Genomic DNA, 13,257 nt, shown 5'->3' with positions numbered 1-13,257 from the left:
TCCTAGCAGCGGATGCGGGTCATTTTCGGGTCGAACAGCGGTTCGTCGGCGACCGTGGCCGCCACCTTCTCGCCGAAGTACTCGACATGCACGCCGGTCCCGGTCGCCAAGGGCGGCAGCCAGGCGTACGCGACACAGCGGCCCAGCGTGTAGCCGTACGCCGCGCTTGTCACGTAACCCGAGGGGGTGCCGTCGACGTGTACGGGCTCCTTGCCGAGCACGATGGCTGACGGGTCGTCGAGGAGGAGGGGGGTGAGTTTGCGGGTGGGTGTGGGTGTGGGTGTGGGTGTGGGGGTGGGGGCGAGGGCGGCCAGGGCCGCGCGGCCGATGAAGTCGCCCCGGTCCATGCGGACGGCGAAGCCGAGCCCCGCCTCGTACGGGGTGTCCTCGGCCGTCATGTCCTGGCCCCAGGCGCGGTAGCCCTTCTCCAGGCGCAGGCTGTTGAACGCGGACCGTCCGGCCGCGACGACCCCGAGCCGCTGCCCCGCCTCCCACAGCGTGTCCCAGAGCCGAAGCCCCAGATCGGCCGTCGTGTACAGCTCCCAGCCCAGCTCACCCACGTACGACAGCCGTAGCGCGGTGACCGGGACATGCCCGATGTAGGTCTCCTTGGCGCGGAAGTAGCCGAAGCCCTCGTGCGAGAAGTCGTCGTGGGTGAGCGGCTGCACCAGGTCGCGGGCGAGCGGGCCCCACACGCCGACGCAGCAGGTGCCGGAGGTGATGTCCCGGACCTGGACGCCGGCGGGCGCGTACCGCAACAGCCGGTCGAGGTCGGCGGGCGAGTTGGCGCCGATCTGGAACCGCTCCTCGCCGAGCCGCGCCACAGTCAGATCGGAACAGATCCCTCCGGCCTCGTCGAGGAGCAGTGTGTACGTGACCGCGCCAGGCTTCTTGGCGAGGTTGTTGCTGGTCATCCACTGGAGGAAGTCCAGGGCGCCGGGGCCCGTGACCTCCAGCCGGCGCAGCGGTGTCATGTCGTAGAGGGCGACCTTCTCGCGGGTCGCGCGCGCCTCTGCCGCCGCGATCGGTGACCAGTACCGGGCTGACCAGGCGTCCCGCGCGGGGAGGCCGAGACCTTCGGCGAGCGGGGCGTTGGCCTCGTACCAGTGCGGGCGCTCCCAGCCGCCACCCTCAAGGAAGTACGCCCCCAACTCCCGCTGCCGGGCGTGGAAGGGGCTCACCCGCAAGGGGCGCGGCTGTTCCGGGGGCTGCGACGGGTGCAGTACGTCGTACACCTCCACGAACTGCTGGGCTCCCCGGTCGTGGACATAGGCGGGCGAGCGCTGGACGTCCTCGAACCGGGTCAGATCGCACTCGTGGACGTCGAGCGAAGGCCGTCCGTCGACCATCCACTCCGCGACCGCCTTGGCGACGCCCGCGGAGTGCGTCACCCAGACCGCCTCCGCCAGCCAGAACCCGCGCAGCGCCCGGGACTCGCCGATGACGGGCATGCCGTCGGGCGTGAACGAGAACACGCCGTTGAACCCCTCCTCGATCCGCCGCCCGCGCAACGCGGGCATCAGCCACTGACAGTCCCGCCAACTCGGCGCCCAGTCCTCCTCCGTGAAGGGATACGAGGACGGCATCGCCCGCCCGCTCCGGCGTGCCTCGTCGTAAGCGAGGACGGCGAACGGGTCGACAGGCAGCGGCCGGTGCGCATACGAGCCGATACCGAGGCGGTCTCCGTGCGCACGGAAGTAGAGGTCGCGGTCCTGGAAGCGGAGGATGGGTGGGGGAGCGTCGGGGGTGGCAGTGAGTTCGGGGAGCGGGCCGGTCTTCGCGTACTGGTGGGCGAGCGGCAGCAGCGGTACGTCCACCCCGACCATCCGCCCGATCACCGGGCCCCAGAACCCGGCGGCCGACACGACGTGATCGGCCGGGAAGGTGCCCCGGTCGGTGACGACGGCGCCGACCCGGCGGCCCTCGCGTGCGATACCGGTGACGGTGTGCCGGTAGAGGAACCGTGCGCCGCGCCGTTCGGCCCGCTCGCGCAGCGCGTGCGACGCGGGCAGGGCGCGGGCCAGTCCGTCGTCCGGGGTATGGAAGCCGCCGAGCACGGCGGACGCGTCGACGAGGGGCCAGAGTTCCTTGCAGCGCGCGGCGTCGACCAGTTCGCCGCGTACGCCCCAGGACGTGGCGAGCCCGGCCCTGCGGTGCAGATCGGCCCAGCGCTCCGGAGTGGTGGCGAGTTCCAGTCCGCCGACCCGCTGGAAGCAGGGGAGTCCGTCCATCTCCAGGGCGGAGAACGTCTCCACGGTGTGCCGGGCGAAGGCGGTGAGCGTCCTGGACGGGTTCGTCCGGAAGACCAGCCCCGGCGCGTGCGAGGTGGAGCCGCCCGGAGCGGACAACGGTCCCTGATCCAGCACGGTCACGTCGGTCCAGCCGCGCCCGGTCAGCTCCTCGGCGAGACAGCAGCCGACGATGCCGGCCCCGATGATGACGACCCGCCGACCCGCGGGGCCCCCGGGACCCCCATGACCTCCCTGACTTACATAGTGCACGACCGACTCCTCTGCTGTTGCGCAGTGCAAGTTGGGTTGCGCTATCAGAGACATAGTGAGAACGCCGTCAACGGGTCGTCAAGGGGTGCGGGTTAAGCCTGGGCAAAACGCGCCGACGCCCCGAAACGAGCCGGACACAAGGCAACCGGAACCGGTGGGAAACGGCAGCAGGCTTCCGGCGGAGAACAGCAGCCGGATCCCGCCGTGACAGCAGCCGGATCCGGTCAGAATCCGTACCCCATCCGCCGCGACAGCTCCGCGCCCGCCGCCACCGTGCGTTTGGCCAGCACCGGCAGCCTCTCGTCCGCGAGCCGGTACACCGGGCCCGAGACGCTGATGGCCCCGATCACCTTCCCGTCGTGCGCGCGCACCGGTGCCGCGACCGCCGTCAGGCCCACCTCGAACTCCTCCAGCGCGACCGCGTACCCCTGCTCGACCACGGCGTCCAACTCGCCGCGCAGCGCCCCCGTTCCGGTCACCGTACGGTCCGTGTACCGCGGCAGCGTCCGGGCGAGCAGCCCCTCGCGCAACGTCGGCGGGAGATGCGCGAGCAGTACCTTTCCGCTGGACGTGGCGTGCAGCGGGGTGCGTCGGCCGAGCCAGTTCTGCGCGGTGACGGCGGCCGAACCGCGCGCCTGCATGATGTTGACCGCCGCATCGTCGTCAAGGACCGCGATGTTGACCGTCTCACCGAGTTCGTCGGCGAGTTCGCGGCAGACCGGCACGCCCTCCTGGGAGATGTCCAACCGCACGGCCGCCGACCCCGCGAGCCGCAGGATCCCGGCGCCCAGGTAGTACTTGCCCCGGTCCTTGGCCTGCCCGACAAGACCCCGGTTCTCCAGCACGCCGAGCAGCCGGAACGCGGTCGACTTGTGCACATCCAGCTCGTCCGCGACCTCCGTGACACCGGCCTCGCCGTGCCGGGCGAGTATCTCCAGGACGCTGACCGCACGGTCCACCGACTGCACGGCGCCCGCCGCGCCCTTCGGCTGCCCGTCCCCGGGTCCCGCGGTCGGCCCGGCCTGTTTCTTCGGAGGGGTCATAGCTCAACTCTCACCACCTGGCGGCCCGTTCCGGCCGCGTCTTCGGGGAGCCCTTGACGCGGCGGGCGCACCGATCGGATTCTGTTGCGGACAGCGCTCCCTCGTGCGCCATGTGAAACGTCATGCTATCGACCTGCCCTGGATCAGAGGGGGGCCCGTGATTCCCGTTTGCCGCCTCGAAGACCTCCCCACGGGCGAATCCGTCCGTGTCGACACCACACCACCCATCGCCGTGTTCCACGCCGACGGCGAGTTGTACGCGATCGACGACACCTGCACCCACCAGGACGCGTCCCTGTCCGACGGCTGGCTGGAGGGCTGTGTGGTCGAATGCCCGCTGCACGCCGCCTCATTCGACCTGCGTACCGGCCAACCCCTCTGCCTCCCGGCCCGGCGCCCCGTCCGCACCCACCGGGTGACCGTCGACGACGGAGTGATCCATGTCCATCCGGCAGCACAGGAGGGCACGGCGGCGTAGGAGTGAGGGGGGCGTCCCATAGGGCCGCTGCTGCTCCCATAGCTGGAGGGGCCCGGCCATGCGGAATCCGGCGGGTCGGGTGCCGGGTGTCGGGTGTCGGACGACCGGGCTCGGGCTACCCCCGGCGCTTACCTCCCTGGACCGGTGCCCCGTACCACCGCACCCCGCTCAGCCACCGAGGCCACCCGACGACCGTCGGTCGTCGGTCCCTCCCCGCGGCCCCTTGGTTACGCCTCCCTCAAGAGTGCGACAACTGCCGCGCCCCGCCGCCGTCCCTGAGCGCCCCGGCTTCCCGTAGCCCCCCGCTCTCCCGCTCGCCTCCGCTCGCCCCGGTCTCCTGGCCCACCTCGCCGCCGGTCCCGCTCTCCCGCGCCCGACTCTCCGGCACACGCCGGCTCTCCGGTATTCGTCCGGCCTCCCGCCCTCGCCCCCGCCCCCGCTCCCGTTCCGCCCGCCGCGCCTGCTTGCGGGCGCGGCGGCGCTCGCGGCGCAGGGCGCGGGCCGTGCTCGCGGGGACCGAGATCACACCGTTGCGCTGGCGCCACACCTGTCGGGTCACCCAGACGTCGAGGACGCCCCAGGTGGCGACGACGGTGCTCGCCACACTGCTGATCACCATCGGGAACGCCAGCCAGGACCCGGCCAGCGTGCACAGGAACGCCGTCATCGCCTGGATCAGGGTGACCGCCACGATGATCACCGCCCGCACCGCCGCCGTCCGCACCGGATCCGGCATCCGGAAGCGGGTCGCGGGCTCCTCGATCCACAACGGCTTGTACTGCACCGCACCCCCGCTCATCGCACCCCCGCTCACCGAACCCTCGCGCGCCGCACCGTCCTCCCGGCCCGCCCTGCCGCCCGCGCCCGGCCGTCCGCGCCCGGTGTCCCACCCGGTCAGCTCATGCCGCTCTGCCGTGCCCATCAACCCGTCACTCCCCACCGTTCAGCAGACCATCCGCCGGGGTGCCGTCGGAACCGACTCACTGTGGTTGCCCGGCTTGCTCTGCTTTACGCCACCTGGAAGCGGCATGCGGCTCATGTGACCGCATTCCGCGCCCAACTCCCGTACGAAGGACGAACGAGCAGGCCGGAAGATTCCCGCCCGCCGAACAGTTTCGGCCAACCGGTGGCCTCAGGGGGACAGATCAGGCCGTCGGAACCCGGTCCGACGGCGGGAGGCAATCTCCCCCAATGGGTGGACAACTCCTGACGTCTCCTGCCCCTCCCGGCTCAAAAGCGTCCGGACGCGTCTTCGAGTTGTTCCCACGTCAGTAGTAGGCTCGCCGCGTTTGTTGACGCACCTTGGAAGAAGACGCACGTTGCGCCCCCGGCGGCGGGGGGTCGATCTGGGGGAGGCCATGCGCTTTCGCGGGAAGTCGATCCGCCGGAAGATCGTGGCACTGCTACTCGTGCCCCTGGTCTCGCTGACGGCGCTGTGGGGCTTCGCCACGGTGCTCACAGGACAGCAGGCGTACCGGCTCCTCAGTGTGGCCCGGGTCGTCGACCGGATCGGATACCCCGTCGAGGACACCGTCCGCACCATCCAGCAGGAACGCCGCGAGTCCCTCGCCTACCTCGCCGACCCGCGCGGCTCGGACGCCCTGTCCGACCTGAGGGACACCCGTACGCGGACCGACGCACTCGTGGCGAAGATCCGGTCCGCCGCCGAGGACTCCGGACTCCGCGGCGAGATGGACACCGAATCGCGCAGCCACCTCACCTCCCTGCTCGACGCGCTCGACGGCATCTACGCGCTGCGCCGCACCGTCGAGGACGGCACAGTCACCCGCGCCACGGCCCTCGACCTCTACAACCGTCTGGTCGACCCGTGCTACGCCTTCCTCCTCACCCTCCAGGGCCTCGACAACGCGGAGATGGACAAGCAGGGCCGCGCCCTCGTCGGCCTCTCCCGCGCGCGTGAACTCCTCTCCCGTGAGGACGCGCTGTACGGATCGGCCCTCGTCGTGAGCCGCCTGACCAGGGACGAGATCCGCGGCATCTCTGATCTCGTCGCGCAGCGAAACCTCCTGTACGAGGTCAATCTGGCGATGCTCCCCGACGACGAGCGGGAACGTTTCGAGCGCTACTGGAAGAGCGCCGACACCACGCCCCTGCGCGTCGCGGAAGCGGCGGTCGGAGACGCCGCACCTGGCCCCACCAGCGGTCTCGACGCGGGCGACTGGAGCAGTGCCACGAGCCAGGTGCTCAACGGCCTCGGTGACCTCAACACCGCTGCGAGCGACCACTACCAGGACCGCGTCCACCCCATCGCCGTGGGCGTCATCGTGCGCGCGGTCGTCGCCGGCGTACTCGGCCTGATCGCGCTCCTCGTCTCCCTGGTCCTGTCGGTCCGCGTGGGCCGCGGCCTCATCCGCGACCTGCGCAGGATGCGACTGGAGGCGCACGAGGCGTCCGGTGTGCGCCTGCCTGGTGTGATGCGCCGACTCGCCGCGGGTGAACAGGTCGACGTCGAGACCGAGTCGCCCCGGCTCGACTACGGCAAGGACGAGATCGGGCAGGTCGGCCAGGCGCTCAACACCCTCCAGCGGGCGGCCGTCGAGGCCACCGTCAAGCAGGCCGAGCTGCGCCAGGGCGTCTCCGAGGTGTTCGTCAACCTCGCCCGCCGCAGCCAGGTGCTCCTGCACAAGCAGCTCACGCTCCTCGACAGCATGGAACGCCGCACCGAGGACACCGACGAACTCGCCGACCTCTTCCGCCTCGACCACCTCACGACCCGGATGCGCCGCCACGCGGAGGGCCTGGTCATCCTCTCGGGCGCCGCCCCCTCACGACAGTGGCGCAAACCCGTCCAGCTCATGGACGTCGTACGCGCGTCGGTCGCCGAGGTCGAGGACTACGAACGCATCGAGGTACGGCGGCTGCCCCGGCTCGCCATCACAGGACCGGCCGTCGCCGACATCACCCACCTGGTCGCCGAACTCCTGGAGAACGCCACGGTGTTCTCACCGCCGCACACGGCCGTCCAGGTGCACGGCGAGCGCGTCGCCAACGGCTTCACGCTGGAGATCCACGACCGCGGCCTCGGCATGGCCGCCGACGCCCTCCTCGACGCCAATCTGCGGCTCGCCGAGACACCCGAGTTCGAACTGTCCGACACCGACCGGCTCGGCCTGTTCGTCGTCAGCCGCCTCGCCCAGCGGCAGAACGTCCGTGTCTCCCTCCAGCCGTCCCCGTACGGAGGCACGACCGCGGTCGTCTTCATCCCCGACGCCCTGCTCACCGACGCCTCCGACACGGACGGCACGGGCCTGCGCGTCGACCGTGCCCTCGTCGAGGCCGGGGACTTCGGCGGCGCGGACACCGACCGGGCGGCGACGCTCACCCAGACGCCGGTCACACTGCCGGGTCTGCCCGCGTCCGTCCTCGACGGACCTGTGGAACTGGAGGCGGCGATCGGCCCCGTGGACGACCTCGACGCCTTCCCGGGCGCTCCCGGCGACGACGACGGCGAGCGCGGTGGCCTGTTCCGGCCCCGCCGCTCGGTGTCCGCCGTCCCGCGCGAACAGCACCAGCAGACGCCCGACGCGCACGAGACACCCGACCAGCACTCACGCCCGGACGGCGCGGACACGCCCGACGGGCCCGTGCCGCTGCCGCGCCGCCGCGCGCCCAAGCTCGTCAGCTCACACGGCCGCCCCGTCGCGGACCCCACGGGCGACGACCGCGAACCGGCCGTTTCCCTGGAACGCGACCGCGACCGCGACCGCGACCGCGCCGACGGCCGCGCGGAATCCGGCGTACCGGACCTGCCCCGGCGGCGCCGCTTCAACGACCCGCCCGCACGCAATGGCACCGGGACCCGCGCAGGCGACGCATCCGGCGACGACGCGGACAGCGACGCCCTGCCCCGCCGCGTACGGCAGGCAAACCTCGCACCCCAGCTCATGGAGGGCCCCGCGCGCCGCACCGAACGCGAGGCGGCACGGCAGGGCCCGGAGGACCGGGACGCCGACGAGGTGCGCAGCCGGATGGCCTCGCTCCAGCGCGGCTGGCGGCGTGGCCGCGAGGAGAACGCCGTGGGCGACGACGCCCAGGACGGCACCGCACAGCGAACGACATCTGAGGGGGACGGTCGATGACCGCACCGAAGTCCACCGGCCACACGACGACCGGGGCGACGGCCACGACCGGCACGACCGCCGATCTGAACTGGCTCCTGGACGACCTGGTGGAGCGTGTCGCCAGCATCCGCAAGGCGCTCGTCCTCTCCGGGGACGGCCTGCCCACCGGGGTGTCGCAGGGGCTGACCCGTGAGGACAGCGAGCACCTCGCCGCCGTCGCGTCCGGCTTCCACAGCCTGGCCAAGGGCGTCGGCCGCCACTTCGACGCGGGCAGCGTCCGCCAGACCGTCGCGGAACTCGACGACGCCTTCCTCTTCGTCACGGCCGCGGGCGACGGAAGCTGTCTCGCCGTCCTGTCCGACGCGGACTCCGACGTCGGCCAGGTCGCCTACGAGATGACGCTGCTGGTCAAGAGGGTCGGTGTGCATTTGGCCGCCGCGCCACGTACCGATCTGCCCGCGGGAGGGTAGTGGGATGACATGAGCGGAGACGGTTTCGGGACCCCCCACTGGTTCGACGACGACGCAGGACCGGTGGTACGTCCGTACGCCATGACACGCGGTCGCACCACGAGCGCCGCCCAGCACCGCCTCGACCTGATCGCGCTGGTCGTCACCGAGCGGCACGCGGACGATCCCGAGGCCGACCAGAGCCTGTCCCCCGAGCATGTCGACATCGTCGAACTCTGTCGCGACACGCCCCAGTCCGTCGCGGAACTCTCCGCCGAACTCGACCTCCCGATCGGCGTGGTACGCGTCCTCATAGGCGACCTCGTGGACGAGGAACTGGTCCATGTGACACGTCCGGTACCCCCGGCCGAACTGCCGGACGAGAGTATCCTGCGCGACGTGATCAACGGCCTCCGGGCGCTCTGAGCAGCGCGAAAGCGGGGAGAACGACGTGACGGGCTGGCAGTTCTGGGTCGACCGAGGCGGCACCTTCACCGACATCGTCGCGCGGCGGCCCGACGGCCGGCTGCTGACGCACAAACTCCTCTCCGAGCAGCCGTCCCGGTACGCCGACGCCGCCGTCGCGGGGATCCGGGAACTCCTCTCCGGGCAGCCGGACCCGACGATCGACGCCGTCCGCATGGGCACCACCGTCGCCACCAACGCCCTCCTGGAACGCAAGGGCGAGCGCACCGCCCTCGTCATCACCCGGGGCTTCCGCGATGCCCTGCGCATCGCCTATCAGAACCGGCCGGACATCTTCGCCCGCGAGATCGTCCTGCCGAGCCTGCTCCACGAACGGGTCATCGAGGTCGACGAGCGCGTCACCGCCGACGGCGAGGTACTGCGCCCACCCGACCTGGACGCCCTCGAAGGCCCCTTACGCCATGCGTACGACGACGGGATCCGCGCCCTGGCCGTCGTCTGTCTGCACAGCCATCTGCACCCCGACCACGAACGGCGGATCGGCGAACTCGCCGCCCGCGTCGGCTTCCCGCAGATCTCGCTCTCCAGCGAGGTCAGCCCCCTCATGAAGCTCGTACCGCGCGGTGACACGGCCGTCGTCGACGCGTATCTCTCGCCCGTCCTGCGCCGCTATGTCCGGCAGGTCGCGGACCAACTCCACGGCGTGCGGCTGATGTTCATGCAGTCCAACGGCGGTCTCGCCGAAGCCGGACAGTTCCGCGGGAAGGACGCCGTCCTCTCCGGGCCCGCCGGCGGCATCGTCGGCATGGCACGGATGTCGCAGCTCGCCGGCTTCGACCGGGTCATCGGCTTCGACATGGGCGGCACCTCCACCGATGTGTCGCACTTCGCCGGCGAGTACGAACGGGTCTTCACCGCACGGATCGCCGGGGTCCGGCTGCGCGCCCCGATGCTCGACATCCACACCGTGGCCGCCGGCGGCGGGTCCGTGCTCCACTTCGACGGCAGCCGCTACCGCGTCGGCCCCGACTCCGCGGGCGCCGACCCGGGGCCCGCCTGCTATCGCGCCGGCGGACCCCTCACCGTCACCGACGCCAATGTGGCACTCGGCCGCATCCAGCCCGACCACTTCCCGCACGTCTTCGGGCCCGGCGGGGACCAGCCGCTCGACGAGGCGCTCGTCCGCGACCGTTTCGCCGCGCTGGCCCGTGACATCCGGGAACGCACAGGTGACGACCGCACGCCCGAGCAGGTCGCCGAGGGCTATCTCCAGATCGCCGTCGCCAACATCGCCAACGCGGTCAAACGGATCTCCGTCCAGAAGGGGCACGACGTCACGCGCTATGCCCTGACCACCTTCGGCGGGGCGGGCGGTCAGCACGCGTGCCAGGTCGCCGACTCGCTCGGTATCCGCACCGTACTCGTGCCGCCGATGGCCGGTGTGCTCTCCGCCCTCGGTATCGGCCTCGCCGACACGACCGCCATGCGTGAACAGTCCGTCGAGGCCCCGCTGGGATCCGACACGATGCCCCGGGTCCGCAAGACCGCCGACGACCTGGAGAGCGCGGCCCGCACCGAACTCCTCACCGAGGACGTGCCACCCGAGCGCATCCGGGTCACCCGCCGCGCCCAGCTCCGCTACGACGGCACCGACACCGCCCTGACCGTCGAACTCACCGAACCCGACACGATGACCCGCACCTTCGAGGACCGTCATCGCGCCACGTACTCCTTCACCCTCGACCGGCCCCTGGTCGTCGAATCCCTCTCCGTGGAAGCCACCGGCCTCACCGAACCCCCCGATCTCTCCGCACTCTCCGCCCGCGACACGCCCACCGGCGACACCACCGCCCCCGGGACACGCCCGACCGTGCGCCTCCACATGGGCGGCGCCTGGCGCGACGTCCCCCTGCTGAGGCGGGCGCAGCTCCCGCCCGGCGAGACCGTCACCGGCCCCGCCATCGTCACCGAGGCCGGCGCCACGACGGTCGTGGACGACGGCTGGCGGGCGGCCCTGCGCCCCGACGGCCACCTGATCATGGAACGGGCGACGGCGCCGGGAAGTTCCGCGGCGACGGCCGAAGCCGATCCGGTGCTCCTGGAGGTCTTCAACAACCTCTTCATGTCCATCGCCGAACAGATGGGCGCCCGCCTGGAGTCCACGGCCCAGTCCGTCAACATCAAGGAACGCCTCGACTTCTCCTGCGCCCTCTTCGACCCGGACGGCAGCCTCGTCGCGAACGCCCCGCACATCCCCGTCCACCTCGGCTCCATGGGCACCAGCGTCAAAGAGGTCATCCGCCGCCGCGCCGCCATGCGCCCCGGCGACACCTACGCGGTCAACGACCCGTACCACGGCGGCACCCATCTGCCCGACGTCACCGTCATCACACCGGTGTTCGACACGGCGGGGGAGCGGATCCTCTTCTACGTCGCCTCGCGCGGCCACCATGCCGAGATCGGCGGCATCGCCCCCGGGTCCATGCCCGCCGACAGCCACACCATCGACGAGGAGGGCATCCTCTTCGACAACTGGCTCCTGGCCGAGAACGGCCGGTTCCGCGAGGCCGAGACTCTTGACCTGCTCACCGCGCAGCCGTATCCGTCCCGCAACCCGCGTACCAACCTGGCCGATCTGCGCGCCCAGATCGCCGCCAACCAGAAAGGCGTCGACGAAGTCGCCCGGATGATCGACCACTTCGGGCTCGATGTCGTCCAGGCGTACATGAAGCACGTCCAGGACAACGCCGAGGAAGCAGTACGGCGCGTCATCGACACCCTTGAGGACGGCGAGTTCAGTTATCGGACCGACTCCGGTGCCGTCATCCGGGTCCGTGTCACCGTGGACCGTGCCGCCCGCAGCGCGACCGTCGACTTCACCGGCACGTCACCGCAGCTGGCGACCAACTTCAACGCGCCCTTCGCCGTCGTCAACGCGGCCGTCCTGTATGTGTTCCGCACCCTCGTCGCCGACGACATCCCGCTCAACGACGGCTGTCTGCGCCCGCTGCGGATCGTCGTCCCGCGCGGCAGTTTCCTGGCTCCCGAGCCGCCCGCCGCCGTCGTCGCCGGCAATGTGGAGACGTCCCAGGCCATCACCGGCGCCCTGTACAGGACCCTGCGGGTGCAGGCGGAGGGCTCAGGCACCATGAACAACGTCACCTTCGGCAACGACCGGTACCAGTACTACGAGACGGTGGCCTCGGGGTCCGGCGCGGGAGACGGCTTCCACGGCGCATCCGTCGTACAGACCCATATGACCAATTCGCGTCTCACGGACCCCGAGGTCCTGGAGTGGCGACTGCCGGTCCTGCTGGAAGAGTTCACCGTGCGGCACGGCAGTGGCGGGGCCGGGCGGTGGCACGGCGGGGACGGCGCCGTGCGGCGCATCCGATTCCGTGAACCCATGACCGTGTCCACGCTGTCCCAGCACCGCGAGGTCGCGCCCTACGGTCTCGCGGGCGGGGAGCCGGGAGCGCTGGGCGCGAACCGGGTGGAGCGCGCCGACGGCACGGTCCTGCGGATGGGCGGCAGTGACGCGGCGGACGTCGGCCTTGATGACGTACTCGTGATCGAAACCCCTGGCGGCGGCGGATACGGTCCGCCGGCGCGTGACACCAGTGAGGCAGGAGAAGAGAGCGATGATCTTGGGGCGTACTGAGCGCGGCAAGGCCCCTGTGGAGCCCGTCACGCTCAAGATCCTCGTGGCCGGCGGCTTCGGCGTGGGCAAGACGACCCTTGTCGGCGCGGTCAGTGAGATCAAGCCGTTGCGCACCGAGGAGATGCTCAGCGAGACCGGCCGTCCGGTCGACGACACCAAAGGCGTCGAGGGCAAGCACACCACCACGGTGGCGATGGACTTCGGCCGCATCACGCTCCGCGAGGACCTGGTGCTCTATCTGTTCGGCACGCCCGGACAGGACCGCTTCTGGTTCCTGTGGGACGAGCTGGCGACCGGCGCGCTCGGCGCGGTCGTCCTGGCGGACACCCGCCGCCTGGAGGACTGCTTCGCGGCGGTCGACTACTTCGAGCGCAGATCCATACCCTTCGTCGTCGGCGTCAACTGCTTCGAAGGCGCGCGCCGGTATCCCGTGGACTCGGTCCGGCGAGCCCTCGACATCGACGAACGGGTCCCGGTGGTGCTGTGCGACGCGCGCGACCGGGAGTCGGTCAAGGAAGTCCTCATCGACGTGGTCGAGCACGCCATGGCGCGCGTGGCCGCGGCCCGGCAACCGGCCGCCCCCTGACGGCGCGATCCACGGCTTTCGAGCCCCCGAC

At 71.2% G+C, this 13,257-nt stretch carries 8 protein-coding genes and 1 pseudogene; 6 read left to right on the top strand and 3 right to left on the bottom strand.

Annotated features, from left to right (window positions below):
* Positions 1–2: 2 nt before the first annotated feature.
* Positions 3–2,501 (bottom strand): FAD-dependent oxidoreductase, encoded by a 2,499-nt coding sequence (locus ACIQNU_RS22355; protein WP_401369095.1) that lies wholly within the window; start codon positions 2,499–2,501, stop codon positions 3–5.
* 224 nt (positions 2,502–2,725) lie between these two features.
* Positions 2,726–3,469 (bottom strand): IclR family transcriptional regulator, encoded by a 744-nt coding sequence (locus tag ACIQNU_RS22350; protein ID WP_401369898.1) that lies wholly within the window; start codon positions 3,467–3,469, stop codon positions 2,726–2,728.
* A gap of 232 nt (positions 3,470–3,701) precedes the next feature.
* On the opposite strand from ACIQNU_RS22350, the gene ACIQNU_RS22345 reads away from it, so the two are divergent.
* Complete coding sequence (locus tag ACIQNU_RS22345; RefSeq protein WP_401369092.1) at positions 3,702–4,022, top strand: bifunctional 3-phenylpropionate/cinnamic acid dioxygenase ferredoxin subunit; 321 nt, start codon at positions 3,702–3,704, stop codon at positions 4,020–4,022.
* Between the two features lie 418 nt (positions 4,023–4,440).
* Here the strand turns inward: ACIQNU_RS22345 and ACIQNU_RS22340 are convergent.
* Positions 4,441–4,944: pseudogene (locus ACIQNU_RS22340) on the bottom strand (hypothetical protein); the annotation flags it as partial.
* A 436-nt stretch (positions 4,945–5,380) separates the two neighbouring features.
* Here ACIQNU_RS22340 and ACIQNU_RS22335 point away from each other — a divergent pair.
* From ACIQNU_RS22335 to ACIQNU_RS22315, 5 genes are read left to right on the top strand one after another with little or no spacing between them, the layout of a single operon-like run.
* The gene (locus ACIQNU_RS22335) at positions 5,381–8,122 is read left to right on the top strand and encodes a nitrate- and nitrite sensing domain-containing protein (protein WP_401369089.1); all 2,742 of its coding nucleotides are present in this window, start codon (positions 5,381–5,383) and stop codon (positions 8,120–8,122) included.
* A complete protein-coding gene (locus ACIQNU_RS22330) occupies positions 8,119–8,574 on the top strand; it encodes a roadblock/LC7 domain-containing protein (protein WP_401369087.1) in 456 nt (151 codons plus the stop codon). The genes ACIQNU_RS22335 and ACIQNU_RS22330 overlap by 4 nt, the downstream gene beginning before the upstream one ends.
* A 9-nt stretch (positions 8,575–8,583) precedes the next feature.
* The gene (locus tag ACIQNU_RS22325) at positions 8,584–8,979 is read left to right on the top strand and encodes a DUF742 domain-containing protein (RefSeq protein WP_389895746.1); all 396 of its coding nucleotides are present in this window, start codon (positions 8,584–8,586) and stop codon (positions 8,977–8,979) included.
* A 25-nt stretch (positions 8,980–9,004) separates the two neighbouring features.
* Complete coding sequence (locus ACIQNU_RS22320) at positions 9,005–12,640, top strand: hydantoinase B/oxoprolinase family protein (protein ID WP_401369084.1); 3,636 nt, start codon at positions 9,005–9,007, stop codon at positions 12,638–12,640.
* Positions 12,621–13,226, top strand: a complete 606-nt coding sequence (locus tag ACIQNU_RS22315) for a GTP-binding protein (RefSeq protein WP_401369082.1) — start codon at positions 12,621–12,623, stop codon at positions 13,224–13,226. Before ACIQNU_RS22320 ends, ACIQNU_RS22315 begins: the two co-directional genes overlap by 20 nt.
* The last annotated feature ends 31 nt before the right edge of the window (positions 13,227–13,257 follow it).

Origin of the sequence: Streptomyces sp. NPDC091292 (assembly GCF_044757265.1) — a bacterium.
Lineage (GTDB): Bacteria > Actinomycetota > Actinomycetes > Streptomycetales > Streptomycetaceae > Streptomyces.
Note: the sequence above shows the minus strand (reverse complement) of the source record. Positions and strands in the feature narration are given on the sequence as shown.